The sequence below is a fragment of the Mesorhizobium sp. FG116 genome, from assembly GCF_057809835.1.
Window position 1 is genome coordinate 125,654 of record NZ_JBMDKS010000010.1, and the last position, 21,385, is coordinate 147,038.

21 protein-coding genes are annotated in these 21,385 nt (G+C 62.1%); 7 read left to right on the top strand and 14 right to left on the bottom strand.

Annotation, left to right across the window (positions count from 1 at the left end; translation table 11 throughout):
* Positions 1–336 precede the first annotated feature (336 nt).
* Positions 337–549, top strand: a complete 213-nt coding sequence (locus tag ACODTY_RS10630; RefSeq protein WP_488994236.1) for a DUF680 domain-containing protein — start codon at positions 337–339, stop codon at positions 547–549.
* A gap of 73 nt (positions 550–622) precedes the next feature.
* Here ACODTY_RS10630 and ACODTY_RS10635 read toward each other — a convergent pair whose 3' ends face one another.
* The 5 genes from ACODTY_RS10635 to ACODTY_RS10655 all read right to left on the bottom strand — a co-directional run bounded on the left by ACODTY_RS10635 (position 623) and on the right by ACODTY_RS10655 (position 7,161).
* Positions 623–1,735, bottom strand: coding sequence for an ABC transporter ATP-binding protein (locus ACODTY_RS10635; protein WP_488994237.1), 1,113 nt, complete (start codon positions 1,733–1,735; stop codon positions 623–625).
* A 30-nt stretch (positions 1,736–1,765) separates the two neighbouring features.
* A complete protein-coding gene (bglA, locus tag ACODTY_RS10640; protein WP_488994238.1) occupies positions 1,766–3,430 on the bottom strand; it encodes a beta-galactosidase BglA in 1,665 nt (554 codons plus the stop codon).
* Positions 3,431–3,435: 5 nt separating this feature from the next.
* A complete protein-coding gene (locus ACODTY_RS10645; protein ID WP_488994239.1) occupies positions 3,436–4,590 on the bottom strand; it encodes a carbohydrate ABC transporter permease in 1,155 nt (384 codons plus the stop codon).
* Between the two features lies 1 nt (position 4,591).
* A complete protein-coding gene (locus ACODTY_RS10650; protein ID WP_488994240.1) occupies positions 4,592–5,605 on the bottom strand; it encodes a carbohydrate ABC transporter permease in 1,014 nt (337 codons plus the stop codon).
* A 200-nt stretch (positions 5,606–5,805) separates the two neighbouring features.
* A complete protein-coding gene (locus tag ACODTY_RS10655) occupies positions 5,806–7,161 on the bottom strand; it encodes an ABC transporter substrate-binding protein (RefSeq protein WP_488994241.1) in 1,356 nt (451 codons plus the stop codon).
* 340 nt (positions 7,162–7,501) lie between these two features.
* Between ACODTY_RS10655 and ACODTY_RS10660 the strand changes: the two genes are divergently transcribed.
* The gene (locus ACODTY_RS10660; RefSeq protein WP_488994242.1) at positions 7,502–8,524 is read left to right on the top strand and encodes a substrate-binding domain-containing protein; all 1,023 of its coding nucleotides are present in this window, start codon (positions 7,502–7,504) and stop codon (positions 8,522–8,524) included.
* Positions 8,525–9,391: 867 nt separating this feature from the next.
* Here the strand turns inward: ACODTY_RS10660 and ACODTY_RS10665 are convergent.
* On the bottom strand, positions 9,392–9,901 hold the full coding sequence (locus ACODTY_RS10665; protein WP_488994261.1) for a glycosyltransferase family protein: 510 nt from the start codon (positions 9,899–9,901) through the stop codon (positions 9,392–9,394).
* A gap of 153 nt (positions 9,902–10,054) precedes the next feature.
* Here ACODTY_RS10665 and ACODTY_RS10670 point away from each other — a divergent pair, with 153 nt between their 5' ends.
* Complete coding sequence (locus ACODTY_RS10670; protein WP_488994243.1) at positions 10,055–11,209, top strand: PA0069 family radical SAM protein; 1,155 nt, start codon at positions 10,055–10,057, stop codon at positions 11,207–11,209.
* A 141-nt stretch (positions 11,210–11,350) separates the two neighbouring features.
* Positions 11,351–12,046, top strand: a complete 696-nt coding sequence (gene rnhB, locus ACODTY_RS10675) for a ribonuclease HII (protein ID WP_488994244.1) — start codon at positions 11,351–11,353, stop codon at positions 12,044–12,046.
* Between the two features lie 170 nt (positions 12,047–12,216).
* Here rnhB and ACODTY_RS10680 read toward each other — a convergent pair whose 3' ends face one another.
* The 6 genes from ACODTY_RS10680 to ACODTY_RS10705 all read right to left on the bottom strand — a co-directional run bounded on the left by ACODTY_RS10680 (position 12,217) and on the right by ACODTY_RS10705 (position 16,324).
* A complete protein-coding gene (locus tag ACODTY_RS10680) occupies positions 12,217–12,708 on the bottom strand; it encodes a F0F1 ATP synthase subunit B (protein ID WP_488994245.1) in 492 nt (163 codons plus the stop codon).
* A 10-nt stretch (positions 12,709–12,718) separates the two neighbouring features.
* Positions 12,719–13,321: a F0F1 ATP synthase subunit B gene (locus ACODTY_RS10685; RefSeq protein WP_488994246.1), complete on the bottom strand. Its 603-nt coding sequence runs from the start codon at positions 13,319–13,321 to the stop codon at positions 12,719–12,721.
* Between the two features lie 62 nt (positions 13,322–13,383).
* Positions 13,384–13,608 carry a F0F1 ATP synthase subunit C gene (locus ACODTY_RS10690; protein WP_056103679.1) on the bottom strand — a complete coding sequence of 75 codons (225 nt, stop codon included), beginning with the start codon at positions 13,606–13,608 and terminating at the stop codon, positions 13,384–13,386.
* Positions 13,609–13,674: 66 nt separating this feature from the next.
* Complete coding sequence (locus tag ACODTY_RS10695; protein ID WP_488994247.1) at positions 13,675–14,436, bottom strand: F0F1 ATP synthase subunit A; 762 nt, start codon at positions 14,434–14,436, stop codon at positions 13,675–13,677.
* 60 nt (positions 14,437–14,496) lie between these two features.
* Positions 14,497–14,898, bottom strand: a complete 402-nt coding sequence (locus ACODTY_RS10700; RefSeq protein WP_488994248.1) for an AtpZ/AtpI family protein — start codon at positions 14,896–14,898, stop codon at positions 14,497–14,499.
* A gap of 244 nt (positions 14,899–15,142) precedes the next feature.
* Positions 15,143–16,324: a cell wall hydrolase gene (locus ACODTY_RS10705; protein WP_488994249.1), complete on the bottom strand. Its 1,182-nt coding sequence runs from the start codon at positions 16,322–16,324 to the stop codon at positions 15,143–15,145.
* Between the two features lie 172 nt (positions 16,325–16,496).
* On the opposite strand from ACODTY_RS10705, the gene ACODTY_RS10710 reads away from it, so the two are divergent.
* Positions 16,497–16,850: an ArsC family reductase gene (locus tag ACODTY_RS10710; RefSeq protein WP_488994250.1), complete on the top strand. Its 354-nt coding sequence runs from the start codon at positions 16,497–16,499 to the stop codon at positions 16,848–16,850.
* 9 nt (positions 16,851–16,859) lie between these two features.
* On the opposite strand, the gene ACODTY_RS10715 is transcribed toward ACODTY_RS10710, so the two are convergent.
* Together ACODTY_RS10715 and ACODTY_RS10720 are read right to left on the bottom strand one after the other, a co-directional pair.
* Complete coding sequence (locus ACODTY_RS10715) at positions 16,860–17,210, bottom strand: DUF488 domain-containing protein (RefSeq protein ID WP_488994251.1); 351 nt, start codon at positions 17,208–17,210, stop codon at positions 16,860–16,862.
* Between the two features lie 13 nt (positions 17,211–17,223).
* Complete coding sequence (locus ACODTY_RS10720) at positions 17,224–18,498, bottom strand: aminopeptidase (protein ID WP_488994252.1); 1,275 nt, start codon at positions 18,496–18,498, stop codon at positions 17,224–17,226.
* Positions 18,499–18,691: 193 nt separating this feature from the next.
* Here ACODTY_RS10720 and ACODTY_RS10725 point away from each other — a divergent pair, with 193 nt between their 5' ends.
* Positions 18,692–19,852, top strand: coding sequence for a YbfB/YjiJ family MFS transporter (locus ACODTY_RS10725; RefSeq protein ID WP_488994253.1), 1,161 nt, complete (start codon positions 18,692–18,694; stop codon positions 19,850–19,852).
* Positions 19,853–20,014: 162 nt separating this feature from the next.
* Entirely contained in the window at positions 20,015–21,274 is a 1,260-nt protein-coding gene (gene sbmA, locus ACODTY_RS10730; RefSeq protein ID WP_488994254.1) for a peptide antibiotic transporter SbmA, read from the top strand.
* Positions 21,275–21,385: the final 111 nt, after the last annotated feature.

Here is a 21,385-nt window from a genome sequence, read left to right on the forward strand (position 1 = left end):
AATTTTCGATGAAAATTTCATGCCGCGGAAAACTCAAGGGGACATTAGCCGGCTTTTGTTGACGGTGTGTCCAAGACGCCGTGAACAAGAAAGCGGGAACCTGCTTTTTCATCAGACTACCATTCCGATCATCATATTGATATTGCTTGGTAAATTTACCTGCTAAGTGGACATTTCACATGTTCAAGAGGTGTTGGATTAGTCCAACCATGAACAATTTCGTGATTGGCAAGCCGGCCTATCCCAACCCACATCGGGGAGGTCCAAACGACGCAAAAATCCTCCCAAGGAAACGCCGCTAGATGGACGGATGTTTTAGAATCTGGAGTACTTGAAATGAAGAAGATTGCTCTCGCCGCTGCCGCCATTCTCGCTGTTACCGGCGCCTCCTTCGCCGGCAGCGACCACTACGGCTCCGATGCGGTCAACAACCCGCCTGCAGCGACGAATGTTGACAGCAGCTACACCGCTTCGGTCAACACGGGCTCGAACAGCTATGTCGTGAAGTCCAACATCGCTGCAGAACAGCGTCTCGGCGGCAACAGCTAATAATCGACCGAGACTACCCAAAGGGCGGCGGGCTTTACCGCCGCTCTTTTATTTTGTCCGCCTGCACCCTGTCTCAGGCAGCTTCAGCCACCGCATCGGCATGCGCAAACGAGCGCCCCGTGCTGTCGAAAATGTGCAGGTCTTCCGCGTTGGCAGTCAGTTTCAACGTGCTGCCGCGCTTGACCTCGACATTTCCAGGAAGCTTCGTCACCAGAGGTTGGTCGCCACGACCGATATCGACATAGACAAGCTGCACTTCGCCCAGTTGCTCGACATAGTCGACCTTGCCCTCGAACAGATAATCCGCGCCGGTGGCGACAAACAGGTCCTCGGGCCTGACGCCGAAGCTGATAGCTGACCCCTTGGCGGAGGCCGGCGAAGCGATCGGCACCGTGGCCTTGCGCCCGCCGACGTGATCCACCACCGTCGCCTTGCCTGCCGTCGCGACGGTCGCCGGCAAGATGTTCATCGCCGGCGAGCCGATGAACTGCGCCACGAACAGGTTGCCCGGCTTCTTGTAGAGGTCCATCGGCGTGCCGACCTGCTCGATGTGACCATCCTTCAACACGACGATGCGGTCCGCCAATGTCATCGCCTCGACCTGGTCGTGGGTGACATAGATCATCGTCGTGTCGGGCATGGATTCCTTCAGCTTGGCGATCTCGATGCGGGTCGCCACGCGCAGCGCCGCATCAAGATTCGACAGCGGCTCGTCGAACAGGAAAACCTTGGGGTTGCGCACGATGGCGCGGCCGATTGCAACGCGCTGGCGCTGGCCGCCCGACATGGCGCGCGGCAGCCGATCAAGATACTTGGTCAGTTGCAGGATCTCGGCCGCCTGCTTGACGCGCCGGTCGATCTCGGCCTTGTCTTCCTTGGCGATCTTCATGCCGAAGGCCATGTTGTCGTAGACGGTCATGTGCGGATAAAGCGCATAGGACTGGAACACCATGGCGATGCCGCGCTTCGACGGCGGCACGTCGTTGACGCGCTCGCCGGCGATGTTGAGTTCGCCGGAACTGATTTCCTCCAGCCCGGCAATCGTCCTCAGCAGCGTGGACTTCCCGCAACCCGAAGGCCCGACGAAAACGATGAACTCGCCCGACTTGATGTCGAGGTCGATGCCGTGAAGGATATGCACGCTCCCGTAGGATTTCTTCACTTGCCTGAGCGTCAGATCGGCCATGATTTCCTCCCGTGAATTTCTGAACCCTGATTAGGCAAACCGCCCAAACCAGGCACCGTAACCGCCAAGCCGCACCTTGCCTTCTGCCGACTGCCCGGACAGGCCATGCCCTGACAATGGTTGCAGCGCATGTCTGCCGCCAAGATCGACTTCCGCCGGCTTGCTGCCGAGATTGAAGGCGCACACGATCTGTTCGTTGCCCTCGCGGCGGGTGAAAACCACCGTGTCGTCATCACCGGCAAGGAACTCGATGTCGCCCTTGGCAAAGGCGGGATGCGCGCTGCGGAATGCCAGGAAGCGGCGATAGTGTTCCAGCAGCGACGCCTCGTCGCCCAGCTGCCTGCTGACGGCGCTGGCCAGATGCTCGCGCGGCACCGGCAACCAGGGCTTGGCGCTCGAGAAGCCGCCGTTGGCCGCGTTTTCGTCCCACACCATCGGCGTGCGGCAGCCATCACGACCCTTGAACTCCGGCCAGAAGCGGATGCCGTAGGGGTCCTGCAAATCCTCAAAGGCAAGGTTTGCTTCGGTGAGGCCCAGTTCCTCGCCCTGATAGAGGCAGACCGAGCCGCGCAGCGACATCAACAGCGCCGACACCACCTTGAGATAGGCCTTCGGATCGGCTTCGCCGGCCGCCCAGCGCGAAGCGTGGCGCATCACATCGTGGTTGGAAAACGCCCAGCACGACCAGCCATCAGTCGCCGCCTTGCCGAAGCTTTCCAGCACGCCGCGCACCTTGGCGGCACTGATCTTTTCGGGTGCAAGGAAGTCGAAAGAATAGCACATGTGGACGCGCTTTTCGCCCGCCGTATAGGCTGCCACCACCTCCAGCCCGCGTTGCGAATCGCCAACTTCGCCGACAGCGGCAGCCGCCGGATATTCATCCAGCAAAGCCCGGAAGCGTTCGAGAAAGCCGACATTTTCGGGCTGGCTCTTGTCGTAGAGATGGTCCTGGTAGTTGTACGGGTTGACCGCGGGTGCGGTCTGGTCGTTGCGCTCTTCCGGCGGCAGGGCCGGATTGTCCTCCAGGCCCCTGGAATGGAAATAGAAGTTGATGGTGTCGAGGCGAAAGCCATCGACGCCGCGATCCAGCCAGAAGCGGGTCACGTCCAGCAACGCATCCTGAACCTCGCTGTTGTGGAAGTTCAGGTCGGGCTGCTCGGACAGGAAATTGTGCAGGTAATATTGCTGGCGGCGGGTATCCCACTGCCAGGCCGAGCCGCCGAAGATCGACAGCCAGTTGTTGGGCGGCGTGCCGTCCGGCTTGGCGTCGGCCCACACATACCAGTCGGCCTTGGCATTGGTGCGGCTGGCGCGGCTTTCCTTGAACCAGGGATGATCGTCGGCGGTGTGCGAAATCACCTCGTCGATCATCACTTTCAGGCCAAGCCGATGCGCTTCGTCCACCAACGCATCGAAGTCCGCCAGCGTGCCGAACATCGGATCGACGTCGCAATAATCGGTGACGTCGTAGCCGAAGTCGCGCATCGGCGACTTGAAGAAAGGCGAAATCCAGATCGCATCGACGCCGAGGCCGGCAATATAGGGCAGCCTCTGGATGATGCCCTTCAGGTCGCCGATGCCGTCGCCATTGCTGTCCTGATAGCTGCGCGGATAGATCTGGTAGATCACCGCGCCGCGCCACCAGTCGCGGTTTACGGCAAGGGCCGGGTTCTGGACGCGTTGCGCCGCCTGCATTGAAATCAGCCTCCCTTGACCGAGCCGGCGAGAAGGCCGCGCACGAAGTAGCGTTGCAGTGAGAAGAACACGATCAGCGGCACGATGATGGTGACGAAGGCTGAGGTGGTTAGGATTTCCCAGTCGCCGCCGCGCGAACCCAAAAGCGCATTCAGCTTGGCGGTCAGCACGATCTGGTCTGCCTCGGTGCCGAGGAACACCATCGCCACCAAAAGGTCGTTCCACACCCACAGGAACTGGAAGATGGCGAACGAAGCCAGCACGGGGAACGACAGCGGCAGCACGATCTTGACGAAGATCTCGAAGTCGCTGGCACCATCGATGCGCGCCGATTCCATGATCTCGCGCGGCAGGCCGGCGATGTAGCTGCGCAGCAGGTAGATGGCGAAAGGCAGGCCGAAGCCGGTATGCGCCAGCCAGATGCCGAGATAGGTCTTCACCGGCACGCCGAAGAACACGCCGACGCCGTTATAGAGCTTGAGCAGCGGGATCAGCGACATCTGCAGCGGCACGACGAGCAGGCCGATGATGACGGCGATCAACAGCGCCCGTCCCGGAAACCGCATCCAGGCCAGCGCGTAGGCGGCAAAGGCGGCGATCAGGATCGGGATCACCGTGGCCGGGATCGTGACCGTCAGAGAATTCATGAAAGAGCGGCCGATGCCTTCGGAAAACAGCACCGTCTGGTAGTTCTCCGTGGTGAAGCGCGGCGGCGTCGATGCCGCGTAGTAGACGCGCTGGCCGCGCGCGCCTTCGAACTTCACCGGCGAGGTCAGCACATAGGAGCCGTCCTCGTTGACCTGCAGCGTCACGCCGTCGTTCAGCTCCGCGACCGAGCCTGCCTCATACTTGGTTGGCTCCTGCGAACGCACGCCGAAGGCAGACAACGTCGCGGCGTTTCCCGCCTCGAACAGATTGCCCATGATCAGGAACTTGCCGTCCTTCTCGACCTGGTCGGCAGCCGTTCCGAGACGCCCCGCGCCGGTCTGGCTCGAGGTCGAAAACGAATTCCACCAGCCCGATGCGATGATCTGGTCCTTGTCGCGCAGCGACGACACCAGGATGCCGAGCGTCGGGATCGTCCAGATGACGACGAACACCAGCACGGCAAAATGGACGCCGAAACGGCCGATGAAGGATTTTCCGGTCGAACCAGCCATCTCAATGCCCTCCCGTCTCGCGGTTGGCCTGGCGTATGTTCCAGATCATGATCGGGATCACCGCGATCATGATGATGATCGCAATGGTCGCGCCACGGCCGAAATCGCCGCCGCCACGGAACATCCAGTCGAACATGAGATTGGCGAGCACCTGGCTGTTCCACTGGCCGTTGGTCATGGTCAAGACGATGTCGAAGACCTTCAGCACCAGAATGGTGATCGTGGTCCACACCACCGCGATCGTGCCCCATATCTGCGGGATCATGATCTTCCAGAAAATCTGGAACGGGCTTGCCCCGTCGATCACCGCCGCCTCCAGCGTTTCCTCCGGAATGCCGCGCAGCGCCGACGACAGGATCACCATGGCAAAGCCGGTCTGGATCCAGATCAGGATCACCATCAAAAAGAAGTTGTTCCAGAAGGGGATCGAAATCCACACCTGCGGCGCGCCGCCGAAATACTGCACGATGGCGTTGAGGATGCCGATCTGCACCTGGCCTTCGCCGCGATACTCAAAGATGAATTTCCAGATCACGCTGGCGCCCACGAACGAGATCGCCAGCGGCAAAAAGATCAGGCTCTTGGCAATCGTTCCCCACCAGATGCGGTCGGTCAAAACCGCAATCACCAGCCCGAGGAAGGTGCAGGCCGCCGGCACCACCGCCAGCCACAAGATGTTGTTGAGGATGGAGTTGCGGAACTCGCGGTCGCCGAAGGCCCAGGCGTAGTTGGCGAAGCCGACGAAATGCTCGCCGCCCCGGTCCATGAACGAAAGCCTCAGCGTCTCGATGACCGGATAGATGAGGTAGACCGTCAGGATCAGCAACGCCGGGCCGACGAACAGCCATGGCCGCACCAGACCTTGCCGGCGCAGATTGTCGACGGCCGCAGCGCCTGCCACGCCGCGCGAGGGAAAGATCAGGTCGAGCAGCTTGTTCGCGCCCCAGAAATAGGCGACGCAACCGCCGACACCGACAATGATGACGAAAATGGCCGAGAAAATCTGCGCTGCCATGGGTTCCTCCCCCGAGAGCCGATTCTTTTCCGGTCGGGACAATCCCTGCCCCATCCCTTGTCGCGCAGCCGCCACGCACGGTCAGCCCATGGGCACCGCGTCAGGCCGCATGAAATGTCACGCTTGTCTCCCCTCCCACTGGCCCGGGCCTTCTAGGGTCCGGGCCAGCGCGCCTGGGAGGCTGCGTCCGCCCCTCGCCTCTACTTGATGGCGTCCCAGCTCTTCTGGATGTCGGTTGCCACGGCTTCTGCCGGCTTGCCGCCAACCAGGTCGACCATGCCGGTCCAGAACGAACCTGCACCGATCTTGCCCGGCATCAGGTCTGAACCGTCGAAGCGGAAGGTCGTGGCATTGGCCAGGATCTCACCCTGCTTCTTCAACGCATCCGAACCATAGGCCTCGGTGTTCGCGCCCTTGAACGGGGTCACGAAGCTCTTCTGCGCCATCCACAATTCATGCGCGAGCGGCATTTCGAGGAACTTGATGAATTCGCGCGCGGCCTTGGAATCCTTGGTGATCATCACCAGCGTGCCGGCGCCCAGAACCGGCTGGCCAAGCTCCGGCTTGGAGGCGTAGGGCGGATAGTAGAAGAAGTCCGCATCGACGCCGAGTTCGGTCCCTTCCGGGAAGAAGGAGGGAATGAACGATGCCTGATGGTGCATGTAGCACTTCGGCGGCACCGTGAAGAGGCCCTTGGGACTGTCGCGGAAGTCGGTCGCCGCAACCGCCGCCGCGCCGCCGTCGACCATCTTGTCGTCGGTCGCGATCTTGCCGAAGATGTCGATGGCGTTCACCACCGCCGGATCATTGAACGGAATCTCGTTCTTCACCCACTTGTCGTAGGTTTCGGGCGGCTGCGTGCGCAGCATGATGTCTTCCACCCAGTCCGTCGCCGGCCAGCCGGTCGCACCGCCCGAGCCAAGCCCGATGCACCACGGCTTGCCGCCGTCGGCAATGATCTTCTGCTCAAGCGCCGTCAGGTCTTCCTGCGTCTTGGGAACCTCGTAGCCGGCTTCCTCAAAATTGTCCGGCGAATACCAGACCAGCGACTTCACATCGGCCTTGTAGGGGAAAGCGTAGTAGCCCGGCGTGCCGTCCTTGCCCTTGTAGGTGCCGAGATCGACCCAGGACTGGCCGGCGCCGTAATTGTCCTTCACCCAACTGGCGACATCGTCGCCAAGCGGGGTCAGCAGCCCCTTGGACGCAAGGTCCTGGATCAGGCCCGGCTGCGGCAGGATGGCGATATTGGGCGGGCTGCCGGCCTGCGTGTCGATGACGATCTGCTGCTCATAGTTTTCGGAAGAGGAGTATTTCACTTCCACGCCGGTGGCCTCGATGAAATAGGCCAGCACCGAACGCACCAGCTCCTCGTCCTCGCCGCGCCACGGCCCGAAAATGGTCAGCGTCTCGCCCTTGAGATCGACCTTCTTCAGTTCATCGAAATTCGCCCAGTGGAACTTCTGGTCCTCACCCGGCTTGAACTTCAGGTCCGCATGCGCGGGCAGGCTCCACGCCAGCGCGACAAGGGCCGCGCCCGTCAAAAGCATCTTCTTCATCGGCTTCCTCCCAATGGTGCAAGATATCGTGCGGAACCTCCATTCCGCGCGCCGAGGCTGCTTTGCGCCTTCAAGGCCAGACCTGACTCTTTGAAGGCAATTTCAAAGCGCTTTGGTTCTTCTTATCTCGTCACTGAATCGAAGGAGAGTCAAGCCGCTTAAACACTAATCGATTTAATTTTTGACCGGATCGCTCCTTTTCTGCACTGCATCATGCATTTTTGCGCCGCAGCAACGGTTCCGCCTTTCATCGGCCCGTCGCTGCGCCTATTGTTGAACGGAGCACACTCGCGTCTTTGGCTCGAGTTTTTAAAGCGCTTTGGATTTCGGAGACAGGTTCTTGAACCTCAAGCAGCTATCCCAGATGCTGGCGCTTTCGCAGACGACGGTGAGCCGTGCGCTGAACGGCTATCCGGAGGTCAACGAGGAAACGCGCCGGCGCGTGATGGACGCCGCCAAGCGGCACGGCTACCGCCCTAACCCGAGCGCGCGTCGGCTGGCCACCGGCAAGACCGGCATGATCGGCTATGTGCTGCCGACCGGTGCCAGCGTCGACATCGATCCGCATTTCGTCGAATTCCTGTCCGGTCTCGGCGACTATGCCCGCTCGCATGAATTGGACCTCGTGCTGTCGCCCGCCGACGCCGACGACCAGGAAACCACCTACCGCCGCATCGTGGCCAACAAGCAGGTCGATGCCGTCTACATCTCCTCGCCCCTCCCCGCCGACCGCCGCATCGCGCTCCTGCATGCGCTCGGCATTCCTTTCATCGTGCATGGCCGCAGCGACGACCACGCATTCGACTATTCCTATATCGACATCGACAATGAGGGGGCCTTTCGCGAGGCGACGCGGCTGCTGCTGCAGCTCGGCCATCGGCGCATTGCGCTCATCAACGGCGACATCAGGGAGACCTTCGCCATCCACCGCGAGCAAGGGGTGCGCCGCGCGCTCGCCGGCGACGGCCTGTCGCTCGACGACCGGCACACCCTCTCGATGACGATGACCGAGGAGAACGGCTATCGGGCAGCGCGGCGGCTGCTCGAAAGCGCCGACGCGCCGACCGCCATCCTCTGCTCCAGTCTCATCATGGCGCTTGGCGTTGTGCGGGCCGCGCGCGACCTTGCCGTCAGCATTCCGAGCGACGTTTCGCTGATCGCCCATGACGACGTTTTTTCGTGGCTTAAACCGGAGAATTTCTCCGTGCCGCTCGCCACCACCCGTTCCTCGATCCGGGCAGCCGGCGCGCGCGTGGCAGAACGTCTGGCGGCTCGCATTTCGGGTCTCGAAACCGACATCCGCGGTGAGGTCTGGCCCGTCGATCTCGTCGTGCGCGGCTCCGTCGCCGGCGTCCCGCGCTGACCCAACAGCCAGGCACCCTGGCCTCCGCCTCGTCATCCCGGAATTCGCTTCCGAGCGGAGCGAGGAAGGAATATCCGGGATCCATTCCGTGACATCGAGGACGCGCATCAACGGTACAGAACCGGCTGCGCGGTGGCCGAGCGCAGCGAGGTCGGATGAGGGGTGTCCGGCACCGGCGTAGATGTCCCCCTCTCCCCGTTTTCTACGGGGAGAGGGTAAGGGTGAGGGGCAGCGCTGACCTCGCCAAGCGCCGACCTTGCCAGACGTGGACCACACCACCCACTTTTCTATCCACAGCCCATGCCAACCCCTTGTTCCCACTCGCTTCCGCAAAAAACTTTGCACCCGCTTTTCCCCACCCTTCCGCACCTCCCTCATACTCAGTCCCATCGCTCTTGCGGGAACCGGCTGCGCACCGGGCAACGGTTAGGGCGGCGGTGACCTCCCCCCATTGGTTCGGCGCCAATGGACCCGAGGGCATCCGACAGGCCGGCGTCCTGCGGCGGGCTTTCCATGACAAAGGAAAGAGAACCCGTGGCGGCAGGAGGCGCATTTCGCCTGATCGTCGCGACAGGGTGAGACCCATCGGACGATCTTGGGACCGGTCGACTGGATGACAGACACCGGACGGGCGGCCGCAAGGCCGCATACTTTATCTAAACGAGCGACCGAACGGCCGCCCGTCCTCCCGACCTGCGCCTCAACGGCAAAGGTCAGTTCTTTGACAATGGCCAGACGGATGAAAATCCGGGCGTGGCAACCATAAAGCACGACCTCGACCAGCGTCTGGCCACTGCTCGGGGTCCCCGCCAGCGACGAGCGAGCTTAAGGGCGGAGCAGAAAAGCGTCCCCGGCAGCGCCAATCCCCTAGCTCTTCTGCGAAGCCGGTACGATCTCCGCCTGCAGCGTCTTCATGGCGAGCCCGCGCGCGAGAGCCTCGGCATCGGCAGCACTTTTCGCCAGCGCCAACGCCCTTGCCTTGGGGATCAGCAAGCCTTGCGCCAGCGTATCGGGGCGAACAAAAACGCGCGACAGGAAAGGCGCACGGTCGGCGCGGGAACGGCTGAAGCGCGCCGGCATCGCGGCCTTGGCCATATGGGCCGCGACATCATCGACCCAGCCGTCGAGCAGCCGCGCGCCCGGTTGCAGAAAAAGCAGCCATTCGCCCTTGGCCCGATGGATCGCCGCCCCGAGATCGGCACCTTCCAGCCACACGCAGCCGGCATGGTCGGCAACCTTGTGGGTCTGGTCGGTCGAACCCTGGTCGCGCACGAGGACATCGCGCAGCACGCCCTCGACCGCGCCGCCGATCAGCGAAGCCAGCGTGCGCGCCAGCCCCTCTTCGTCATTTTCGGTTTCGATCACGGCGCTCAGCATCCGGATGCCATAGCCGAAAGCTTGGCCTTCCACCAGTTCCAGGTTAGTGCCCCGACAACAAAGTTCTTGCTTTGTTCTTATTTGGTGGATAGGAATAATTTCATGAGAACGGCGATTCGACAGCCCGGAAATACACCTTGGGAGAAGGCCAAGATGGAACAGATCGTGCGCGCAGACATTGCAGCTTTCGGGGCCGGACGAGCAGAGATGGCCAATGCGATGATTGAACAAAGCGGGATGCGCGTGCGGCCGGACCGCAATCGCGGGCGCTCGGCGGGCATCAACCCGTCGGGCCGCTTCGAGCCGGTCAGCCGCCATGTCTTCGACGACGGCTGGGATTCGCTGGAGGATTTGCCGCCGTTCAAGACCGAAGTGCAGGTCGAACGGCCGCGCACCATCATCACCCGCAACGAGTCGCCGGACATTTCCTTCGACCGTTCGATCAACCCCTATCGCGGTTGCGAACATGGCTGCGTCTACTGCTTTGCCCGACCGACGCACGCGTTCATGGGCCTGTCGCCGGGTCTCGACTTCGAAGCGAAGCTGTTTGCCAAGCCGGACGCCGCCCGTCTGCTCGACAGGGAACTGTCGAAGGACGGCTACACGCCGCGCACCATCGCCATCGGCACCAACACCGATCCCTACCAGCCGATCGAGAAACAGTACCGCATCATGCGCGAAATCCTCGAAGTGCTCGAGGCGCGCGGCCACCCGGTCGGCATCGTCACCAAGTCCGCACTGGTAACGCGCGACATCGACATATTGGCGCGGATGGCCGAGCGCGGCCTTGCCAAGGTGGCGCTGTCGGTCACGACGCTGGACCGCATGCTGGCGAGGACGATGGAACCGCGCGCCTCGACGCCGACCAAGCGGCTCGAAGCGATCCGGCAACTCACCGATGCGGGCATTCCCACATCGGTCATGGTGGCGCCGATCATCCCGGGCCTCACCGACCAGGAAATGGAACGCATCCTCGATTCGGCGCGCGCCGCTGGCGCACGCGAAGCGGGCTACGTGGTCCTGCGGCTGCCGCTTGAGGTCAGCCCGATCTTCAAGGACTGGCTGCTGCGCCACTATCCCGACCGTTATCGCCACGTGATGTCGCTGGTGCGCTCGATGCGCGACGGCAAGGACTACGATTCCGAATGGGGCAAGCGCATGAAGGGCGCCGGTCCCTATGCTTGGCAGATCGGGCGGCGCTTTGAAATCGCCGCCAAGCGGCTCGGCCTCAACATCGAGCGGCGCACGCTGCGCACCGACCAGTTCGTCGCCGCCGCCAAGGAGAACGAGCAGTTGATGCTTTTGTGACTTTTTGCCGGAACGGCATCCGTTCCGTCCTGTTCCCCTCCCGTCCGGCCCGTCCCCGCCGACGGTGCCCTTCCCGCCCGCTCCCCCACCGGCCGGAAGGGTCTTGCGGAGAATCGGGGCCAATGCGAACCTCGCCGCACCATGGTTCGCGCGCGCCCCGATTCTCCGCTTCTCTTCGACATCGTCGAACGTCCAGACTTCTCCTTCGAAACGGCGGCGAAAGCAGAAGGCCTGTGGCCGGTTGCCGGAATGGACGAAGCCGGGCGCGGCCCGCTCGCGGGGCCGGTCGTGGCGGCTGCCGTAGTGCTCGACCCAGCCAATATTCCAGATGGCCTCGACGATTCCAAACGGCTCAGCCATGCGCAGCGTGAGGCCGTCTTCGAGACGATCCTCGGCTCGGCGCTCGGCGTCGCCATGGCATCGGTCTGCGCCGAAGGCATCGACGCCAGCGACATCCGCAAGGCCAGCCTCGAGGCAATGCGGCGGGCGCTGTGCGGCCTGCCGGTCCGGCCGAAGCTCGCTCTGGCCGATGGCCGCGACGTACCGCCCGGCCTGCCCTGTCTCGGACGCGCGCTGGTCAAAGGCGATCAGCGCTCGCAGTCGATCGCCGCAGCCTCCATCGTCGCCAAAGTCATGCGCGACCGCATGATGGCCGACTGCGGCAAGCTTCATGTCCACTACGGCTTCGAGGTTCACATGGGCTACGCGACCCAGCGCCACCGCGTCGCCATCAAGGCGCATGGCCCATTGAAGCGCCTGCACCGCGTTTCCTTCGCCCCGTTCAGGCTGGAAACCGACGATGCCGCAGAGCCTGAAACCGTATCTCTCGGCATCTGACCGCGAAAACAGGTCTCCCGAAAATGAGTTGTAGCCTTCGAAGGCCCGCATGAACTCAGGCAATTGAAGCGGGCGGCCCAAAGCTGAAGGACTTGCCCCTTCATCCCCCCAACAAAAAGCCGCCGGGTTTCCCCAGCGGCTCGATGTCTCGGTGATACGTTGGCTCGAACTTAGTTAAGCTTGGCTTTGACCTCGGCCAGCGAAGCCTTGAACAGGTCGCCATCCGCCTTGGCATCGACACGGCCTGCCAGAACCTTGCGAGCGGCCTCGACAGCAAGATCGACGGCGCTGGCGCGCACCTCGTTGATCGCCTCGCGCTCGGCCTGGCCGATCTTCTGTTCGGCAAGCGCGGTGCGGCGGGTAACGTATTCCTCGGTCTTCTTGTGGGCTTCCTCGGCAAGCACCGCAGCTTCGCGCTTGGCGGCCTCGACGATGTCGGCAGCCTCCTGCTCGGCGGCCTTGCGCTTCTTCTGGTACTCGGCCAGAAGCGACTGTGCCTCCTCGCGCAGCTTGCGGGCCTCGTCCAGCTCGCTGCGGATCTTGTCCGCCCGCTGGTCAAGCGACTTGGAAATCACTGCCGGCACCTTCACGTAAATGCAGATGCCGATGAAGATTAAGAGGGCGATGGTTGCCCATACGGTTGCGAGAGATGTTGCGTCCATTGCTCTTCCCTCAGCCCGCGATCGATTTCACTGCCGCGGCCACGCCTGCCTTGTCGGCCTTGCCGACCAGTTGCTCGACGATTGCCGTTGCGGTGGATTCAGCGATGCCGCCGACATCCTTCATGGCGCTGGACTTGATCGAGGCAATATGCGCCTCGGCCTCGGCCAGCTTCTTCTCCAGATTTACCTCGACCTTCTTGCGAGCGGCCTCGGCTTCGGCCTTCGCTGCATCACGGGCCTGCTGGCCGATGGCGTTGGCGCCTGCCTTGGCTTCCGCCAGTTCCTGCTCGTAGGCAGCTACAGCGGCATCCGCCTCGCCCTTCAGCCTGGCGGCCTGGTCCAGATCCTGGGTGATCCGGCTGGAACGCGTGTCGAGAATGCCGGCAAGGCGCGGCATCACCACCCGCTTCAGGAAGAGGTAGAACAGGCCGAACGTGATGGCCAGCCAGAAGATCTGCGATGCGAAGGTCGCCGGATCGAAAGGCGGAAACGTACCCTCATGCGCCGCCTCGTGCGGAACTTCCGTTCCGGCCTGTGCGCCGCTTGTGGCATGCGCATCACTGCCTTCGGCAGCAGGCGCGGTTTCTTGCCCATAGGCTGGTGTCACGAACATTTCTCGTCCCCGTCATTCGGGCCGGCCGCGTCGATGCGGACGGCCCCACATTCAACGACAGATCAGCCGAACAGCGCCAGAAGCGCGATGAGCAGCGAGAAAATGCCGAGAGCTTCCGTAACGGCGAAGCCGAAAATCAGGCGGCCGAACTGGCCATCGGCTGCGGACGGATTGCGAAGAGCGCCGGCGAGGTAGCTGCCGAAGATGTTGCCCAGGCCAATGCCCGCGCCACCCATGCCCAGGCACGCAATACCAGCGCCGATGTACTTTGCTGCTTCAGCTTCCATTTGTTCAACTCCTTGTAGGATCTCAGTTTGGGGTTCGTCGACGCAGACCGTCTGCGAGCGATTCGGTTAGTGGCCCGGGTGGAGGGCGTCGTTCAGGTACATGCAGGTGAGGATGGCGAAAACATAGGCCTGAAGGGCCGCAACCAGCAATTCGAGCGCGGTCAATGCCACAGCCATGATCAGCGGCAGGATTGCGCCGGCGATGCCGACCGCGCCCAGCGCGCTCAGCGAAACGACGAAGCCGGCGAAAACCTTGAGCGTGATGTGGCCTGCCAGCATGTTGGCGAAAAGACGAACCGAGAGGCTGACCGGCCGAGAAAGGAAGGAAACCACTTCGATGGCCACGACCAGCGGCAACAGCACCATGGGCACGCCGCTCGGCACGAACAGCTTGAAGAAGCCGAGGCCGTGCTTGGCCAGGCCGTAGAACACCACGATGCCGATCACCATGATCGCCAGGGCGAAGGTGACGATGATGTGGCTGGTGATGGTGAAGAAGTAGGGGAACAGGCCAAGCAGGTTGGCTGTCAGAATGAACATGAAAAGCGAGAACACCAACGGGAAAAACCGCATGCCTTGCGATCCCGCGGAATCCTTCAGCATCGAACCGACAAACTCATAGGTCATCTCGGCGGAAGACTGCCAGCGCGACGGAATGAGGTGACGTCCGGAAGTGGCGAGGTAGAGGAACAGCGAGGCCACAAGTACGGTGGCGACCATGAAAAGCGACGAGTTGGTGAAGGACAGATCATAGCCACCGAACTCGATCGGGATGATCTTGTTGATATGGAACTGGTGGATCGGATCGACCTTGTCAGCAGCTGCCACTTTCAGTCCTCACACGGCCGCGCACGGCTCTCTCAAATACCATCACGTCCAAGACGTGTCTCAATCACGCTTCGGACCGACGCCGTACTTGCCCTCTCCGAAGCCGGCAATCAGGCCAGCCGAACGCAGGACGTTGAGCACGCCGGCGGCGAAACCCAGGAGTAGAAACACGATCAGCCCCCAAGGCGAGGTACCGGCCAGCCGATCGACCATCCAGCCTATGCCGACCCCTACCGCTATCCCTGCGATGAACTCGCTGGACAGCTTGAAGGCCTGACCGTAGCCGATCACACCGCCCGCTTTCGCGTTGTCTTCCCCTTTAAGCGTTTCCGGCTGCCTTGCTGCAAGAGATGCTTCAAGCTCACGCCGACGCCGCTCAAGTTCGTCGTCGCGGATGTCGCCTTTGCGATCGTCACCGGGGCTGGTCTCTCCGGTTCCGGCTGGCCTTTTCTTATCGGCCATCGCAACCTCCTTGCCCGGCCATAACGTCACCGTCGGTCCGCATCCAATTGCGGCGCAACATAGTTAGAGGGCTAGCCGCCGTCAAGCCACGGCGCGGCTTTCAAAACCAAGTATTTCGTATTGAAAAATCAATTAGTTAGGCAAGTGCGACATCGTGCCCGGCATGGGCTGGAGCGTCAATCGGCAGAATCCTGCCGCGAACCCGGCAAAAAGACGGTCCGGCGAAAAACGGCAGCAAGCCCTGTCAGCTCCATCCGCCGCCATAGGTGCGGTAGAAGATGTGCAGGCCGATCTTGGTCATCTTGTGCATGGCGCGCGCCCAGCCCGGATTGACGTAGCTGGCGTAGTAATGGGTCGAGGAGCCGACCTCGGGCAGGAAGATCTTGCCGGCCGTCACCGCCATGGCGATATCCTTGGCGATCTTGTAGCGGGAAGGTTCGGTCACGCGATCCTTGCGGCCATCGCAGGCGAACGAGAACTGGCAGCGGTTGAACCAGTTGTCGTTCTGGTAGACCACGCCGCAAATCGAACTTGGATAAGTCGGGTTGCGAACGCGGTTGAGCACGACTTGCGCAACGGCCGCCTGGCCGCGAAGCGATTCGCTACGCGCTTCAAAATAGATGGCGTTGGCAAGGCAGGCCTGTTCCGGCTGTGAGAAAACGGCAGCGGGCAGCGGGTTCTTCAGCCACGAATGGTCGCCCTTGCCCATCGGCGGGATGAAGCGACCTCCATCAGCCTGCTCGTCCTGCAGCAGGGCCTCGAACGGGGACGCCTTGGCATAGTCCGGTTCGGCCGGCGCGTAGGCGGTTGCCAGAACATCGGGCGTGTCGTTGTTGATCAGCTTGGCCAGCATCGGCGAAATGCCCGCCTGCGGCTTCTTCTCTTCCCTGACATGGAAGGCTGCGGCGATCTCCACTTCCTTGCCCTTGATCTTCGGCTTGGCGAAGGCAAGCTTCAGGTCGCTGTCCATGCTGGGGCGCAAAAGCGAACTTGTGCGCTCGAATATCGAGCCGGCGTTGAAGTTCTTGGGCGGCGCTACCGGCGCGATCTGGACCAGGCGGCCACCCTTGCCGGTGCGCACGATCCTATCCTCGTCCGGCGTCTCGCCGACCACGCCGCTCTTGCTGGTGAACGATACGGTACCCACTCCCGGCAAATCGACGCCGGCACCCGACATGGCACCGGTGGATGCAGACACCGCGAATGGCATTTCGGCCGCCTGGGTCGAACCGGCCACCGACTTCTCGATATAGGAATTCCAGCGAGCACTCGCCTCGAGGCCCGAGACAAGACTGGTCATGTCCTGAAAGGCAGTCACGGTAGGAAACCCTATCCAGATGCCAAGGCCCACGACGAGCGGAGAGAAAATTGAACGATGCTTGCCACCGGCGGCGGCTGACGGCCGCTTCCAACCACGTCGATGCACGGGGAACTCTCCAGGACGCTACTTGAAACCCATTGCCATCGAAAATGGTGCATTAACCTTGATGCCGGGTTAACGGCGACGATGTTTGGTAAATGCAAGGTTGCGGTGCGAACTGACAATTCCCCGCGAATCGGCTTTGAGTGCCTGAAATTTTTTCAATGAGGACAGCCCGTTGACCATCACCATGTACGGCATTCCCAACTGCGACACGATCAAGAAAGCCCGCGTCTGGCTGGAAGGCCACAAGGTCGGCTATGCCTTCCATGACTATCGCGCGCAGGGGCTGGACGCCAAGCGGCTCGACGGATGGGTCGACAAGGTCGGCTGGGAAATCCTGCTCAACAAGGCAAGCACGACGTTTCGCGCGCTGGCCGACGATGAGAAAAAGGACCTGACGCCGAAGAAGGCAAAGGCGCTGATGCTTCAGCACCCAACCATGATCAAGCGCCCCGTGCTCGACCTTGGCGAGCGGCTGCTGGTCGGCTTCAAGCCGGATGTCTACACGCAGGAACTGTCCGGCCGCTGAGCCACAATCTCACTTCAGGTAGTCGGCCAGCACCACGGCGTTGTTGTGCTTTTCGTCATGCGCGCCGAAAAGCAGCGTCACCTTGCCCTTGGCGACAAGGCCGCGCAGGTGTTCGACCGCCTCGGCCTTTCCCTTCAGTTCCTCGCGGTAGCGCCTATGGAACTCCGTCCAGCGCTCGGGATCGTGGCCGAACCACTTGCGCAATTCATCGCTCGGCGCGATCTCCTTCAGCCACTCATCAAGCCTGGCATCTTCCTTCCTGACCCCGCGCGGCCATAGCCTATCGACCAGCACGCGCTGCCCGTCGCTATCGGCGGCGGGTTCGTAGACGCGTTTGATCGCTATCGAACTGCCTGACATCCCAGCACCCGCTTTAGGCCCATTCGCCCTGGCGCATGACCGGAACGGTGCGGCCATCGCTATGCACGCCATCGATGTCGATCTGGCCGGACCCGATCATCCAGTCGATGTGGATGAGGCTCTTGTTGCCGCCGCGCGCGGCGATCTCGTCCGGCGTCAGCTTGGCGCCGTTGACGAAGCACTTCGAATAGCACTGGCCAAGCGCGATATGGCAGGCAGCGTTTTCATCAAACAGCGTGTTGAAGAACAGAAGGCCGCTTTTCGAAATCGGCGAGGAATGCGGCACCAGCGCCACCTCGCCCAGCCGGCGCGAACCGGCATCGGTGTCGAGCACCTTCTTCAGCACGTCCTCGCCCCTCGACGCCTTGGCCTCGACGATGCGGCCTTCCTCGAAGCGCACCGAAATATTGTCGATCAGCGTGCCCTGATAGGAGAGCGGCTTGGTCGAGGAAACATGGCCCGACACCCGGAGCGCATGCGGCGTCGTGAAGACTTCCTCGGTTGGGATGTTGGGGTTGCAGGTGATGCCGTTCTTGGCGGTCGAGGCGCCGCCCATCCATTCATGCTCGTCGGCCAGACCTACCGTTAGATCAGTGCCGGGTCCGGTAAAATGCAACGCATGGAAGCGGTGGCCGTTCAGCCATTCCGTACGCGCCTTGAGAACCGCGTTGTGCAGCTTCCACGCGCCGATCGGGTCATCGCCATCGACGCGGCTCGCGGCAAAGATCGCGTCGGCCAGCTTGCCGACCGCCACCTCGTCGCTAACGCCCGGAAACACCTGCCTTGCCCATGCCGTCTCCGGATAGGCGACGATGTTCCAGTTGATGTCGAAGCCGGTGATCTTCTCCAGCGCCGGCTGGTAAGCCATCGAGTTCGCCTTGTTGGCGCGCGCCACCCTGGATGGGTCCTGTCCCGACAGAAGCGACGGGTCGTCGCCGCGCACCGCAAGCCTTGCCGCATTGTTGGAAAACGCCTTGGCCATGCCCTCATAGAGCCAGCCGGCGGCATGGTCGAAGCCATCGTCCGCGCCGTGCCGGAAGCGCGCCAGCGTGATTTCGTCGTCGTTGAAGATCGGCGTCACAAGCCCGGCGCCGGCCTTGTAGGCCTGTTCGACGATCTTGCGCGTCAACGGCAGCGCCGCGATCGACGAGGTCAGCACCAGGTCCTGCCCCGGCTGCAGTTGCAACCCGACCTTGATCGCCACTTCGGCCAGCCTGTCGAGCTTCACCGGATCGATGGAAACCGAGCCGCCGGGAACGGAGGTGGTGATGGGCAAATGTGCGGTCATTTGGGAAAGCCTGCGGTTATGGATGCCAAGCCTGTTACATAGACCTGCCCCGTTGCCCTTTCCACCCTTATGAATTGGCTCAGCGCATCGCCCGATCACGTCTGGATGATGACCGGAACACCACGAACAAACCGGTGCTGGACCAACTGAAGTCGCATTGTCTCAGCCGCGCACGACAATATTGTGCGCGGCCATGGAACAGACGACCTCGTCACCGCTTCGTTTTGCCGTCGCAGGCATGATCTCCCTTGCAGTAGCAATGGGTATCGGCCGCTTCGTCTACACGCCGATTCTCCCCGGCATGATGGAGGAGCTTGGGCTTTCCGCCTCCAATGCCGGCCTCATCGCCTCGGCCAACTACCTCGGCTATCTCGTCGGCGCGCTCGTTGCGGCCGGCGGCTGGGCGCATGGCCGCGAACGCATGGTGGTGTTCGGCGCGCTCGCAGCCAGCACCTTGCTGGTGGCGCTGATGGGGGCCGTGGAGACCATGACGCCATTCCTCGTCATCCGCTTCCTTGCCGGCGTCGCCAGCGCCTTCGTGATGGTGTTCATGACCAGCATCGTCTTCAGCCATCTGGCCAGAAGCGGCCGCGCCGGTTTCGAAGCCGTGCATTTCGGCGGCGTCGGCCTCGGCATCGCCGGATCGTCGATCCTTATGGCGGCTATCGTCACCATCCATGCCGGCTGGACAGCCGCCTGGTACTGGTCGGGAGCGCTGTCGCTGGCCGGTTTCGTGCTCGTCGCTTTTCTTGCAAACGAAGGCCCCGTCGGCGGCGCAAATTCAAAGCGCGAGCCGGCGCTGCCGCGCAACGCGTCTCTCGCCAAGATCATCCTGTCTTATGGCCTGTTCGGCTTCGGCTATGTCATCACAGCAACATTCATCGTGGCCATCGTGCGCCAGGGCGGCGAAAGCCGCGTGTTCGAGGCAATGGTGTGGCTGGCTACCGGCCTGACGGCGGTACCCTCGCTATTCGTCTGGCAGCGCGTCGCGCGCCGCAGCAATGTCTACTCCGCCTATGCGATTGCCTGCCTTGTCGAGGCGGTCGGCGTCGCGGCAAGCGTCGCGGTGACGGGGCGGATCGGCCCGCTTGCCGGCGGCATCCTGCTCGGCGCGACCTTCATGGCGCCGACGGCGCTCGGCATCCAGGCGGCGCGCCAACTTGCCCCGCTTTCCACGCGCAAGGTGTTCGCCATCATGACCGCAGCCTTCGGCCTCGGCCAGATCATCGGCCCAATCGTCGCCGGCATCATCGCTGAATGGTCGGGCAGTTTCTTCGTCCCGTCCATGCTCGCCGCCGGCGTCCTCGTCCTGTCCGCCGCAGCAGCTTGGTCAGCCGCGCCAAAATCGCCATGATTTTGGTTTTGCTCACGCGCGGCGCGGGCATTTTCTTTGCAAACGAAGTGTGACCTTATGCCCGGCTACAGCGCCGCGCGTCCGATTCGACGCGCAAAGGACGCTGTATAACTTTGGCTCGCCATCTGGCTGATTTGCGCGTGCAATAAGGAACCCGCCTCCGTGTTCGTATCCTTCTTTCCGAAGCCCAAACTGTTCTTTCTTAGCGCAGCGGGCTGGAGCCTGTTCCTCGTTTTGTTCTGGCTGTTCGGCGGTTCGCAGCTTGGCGCTTGGATCGGCCTGCCTGCGGCTGCACCCGGCGCACCGCCCATCATCGGCATCAGCGTATTCTGGTCGACGCCATTTTTGTGGTTCTACATCTACTTCGCGCTCGGCGTTGCGATCTTCTACGCCTTCTGGCGCTGGTATTCGCCGCATCCCTGGCAGAACTGGTCGATCCTCGTCACCTCGATCGTCCTGTTCATGATCTATTTCAACGTGCAGGTCTCGGTCGCGGTCAACAACTGGTACGGGCCGTTCTTCGACTACGTGCAGGGCCTGATGTCGGGGACCGGCAAATCGACCAATGCCGAATTCTACCAAGGCGCGGCAAGCTTCGCATGGCTGGCGCTGATCGGCATGAATGTGTCGGTGGTCAACGCCTTCATCGTCTCCCACTGGATCTTCCGCTGGCGCACGGCGATGAACAATTATTTCGTCTCGCATTGGGGCCAGTTGCGCCACATCGAAGGCGCATCGCAGCGTATCCAGGAAGACACGATGCGGTTTTCACAGATCATGGAAGATCTGGGTTCAAGCTTCGTCCAGTCGATCATGACCCTGATCGCCTTCCTGCCGGTCATGATCACGTTGCAGCAGCACATTACGGAATTGCCGATCATCGGCGCGGTGCCGCAACCGCTCGTCGTGGCCGCCATCGGCTGGTGCCTGTTCGGCACGCTTGCCGTCATGCTTGCCGGTATCAAGCTGCCCGGCCTGCAATTCCGCAACCAGCGCGTCGAAGCTGCTTACCGCAAGGAACTCGTCTATGGCGAGGACCACGCCGACCGCGCCGATCCGGCGACCACGACGGAACTGTTCGAGAACGTGCGGAGAAACTATTTCCGCCTCTATTTCCACTACATCTACTTCAATGTCGTCCGCTACACGTACCTTCAGGCCGACAACATCTTCTCCTTCATCATCCTCGGTCCCTCGCTGGTGGCGCATAAGATCACCTTCGGCGCACTGAACCAGATATCGAACGCCTTTGGCCGGGTCACCGGATCGCTCCAGTTCCTGCTCAATTCGTGGTCGACGATCGTGGAGTTGCAGTCGGTGCACAAGCGCCTGCGCGCCTTCGAGGCGACACTGTCGGGCGAAAAACTGCCCGAAATCGACCGCCGCTACATGGAGACCGGCGGGGTGGAAGACCACGCGTAAACCCGGCGATGCACACTCCTCGTCGATGTCATCGACTCTGACGCGGAGCACAACTTCTCCGCATCGTCATGCCGGAATTCCTTTTCGAGCGGAGTGAGAAAGGAATAGCTG

Bases quoted from the DNA above. Each gene is read 5' to 3' on its own strand.
- ACODTY_RS10700 (WP_488994248.1), bottom strand. From the start codon at position 14,898: ATGGCCGATAAGAAAAGGCCAGCCGGAACCGGAGAGACCAGCCCCGGT.
- ACODTY_RS10630 (WP_488994236.1), top strand. From the start codon at position 337: ATGAAGAAGATTGCTCTCGCCGCTGCCGCCATTCTCGCTGTTACCGGC.
- ACODTY_RS10655 (WP_488994241.1), bottom strand. From the start codon at position 7,161: ATGAAGAAGATGCTTTTGACGGGCGCGGCCCTTGTCGCGCTGGCGTGG.
- ACODTY_RS10635 (WP_488994237.1), bottom strand. From the start codon at position 1,735: ATGGCCGATCTGACGCTCAGGCAAGTGAAGAAATCCTACGGGAGCGTG.
- ACODTY_RS10680 (WP_488994245.1), bottom strand. From the start codon at position 12,708: ATGGACGCAACATCTCTCGCAACCGTATGGGCAACCATCGCCCTCTTA.
- ACODTY_RS10690 (WP_056103679.1), bottom strand. From the start codon at position 13,608: ATGGAAGCTGAAGCAGCAAAGTACATCGGCGCTGGTATTGCGTGCCTG.
- rnhB (WP_488994244.1), top strand. From the start codon at position 11,351: ATGGTTCGCGCGCGCCCCGATTCTCCGCTTCTCTTCGACATCGTCGAA.
- ACODTY_RS10650 (WP_488994240.1), bottom strand. From the start codon at position 5,605: ATGGCAGCGCAGATTTTCTCGGCCATTTTCGTCATCATTGTCGGTGTC.
- ACODTY_RS10670 (WP_488994243.1), top strand. From the start codon at position 10,055: ATGGAACAGATCGTGCGCGCAGACATTGCAGCTTTCGGGGCCGGACGA.
- ACODTY_RS10720 (WP_488994252.1), bottom strand. From the start codon at position 18,498: ATGACCGCACATTTGCCCATCACCACCTCCGTTCCCGGCGGCTCGGTT.
- ACODTY_RS10715 (WP_488994251.1), bottom strand. From the start codon at position 17,210: ATGTCAGGCAGTTCGATAGCGATCAAACGCGTCTACGAACCCGCCGCC.
- ACODTY_RS10665 (WP_488994261.1), bottom strand. From the start codon at position 9,901: ATGCTGAGCGCCGTGATCGAAACCGAAAATGACGAAGAGGGGCTGGCG.
- bglA (WP_488994238.1), bottom strand. From the start codon at position 3,430: ATGCAGGCGGCGCAACGCGTCCAGAACCCGGCCCTTGCCGTAAACCGC.
- ACODTY_RS10685 (WP_488994246.1), bottom strand. From the start codon at position 13,321: ATGTTCGTGACACCAGCCTATGGGCAAGAAACCGCGCCTGCTGCCGAA.
- ACODTY_RS10725 (WP_488994253.1), top strand. From the start codon at position 18,692: ATGGAACAGACGACCTCGTCACCGCTTCGTTTTGCCGTCGCAGGCATG.
- ACODTY_RS10645 (WP_488994239.1), bottom strand. From the start codon at position 4,590: ATGGCTGGTTCGACCGGAAAATCCTTCATCGGCCGTTTCGGCGTCCAT.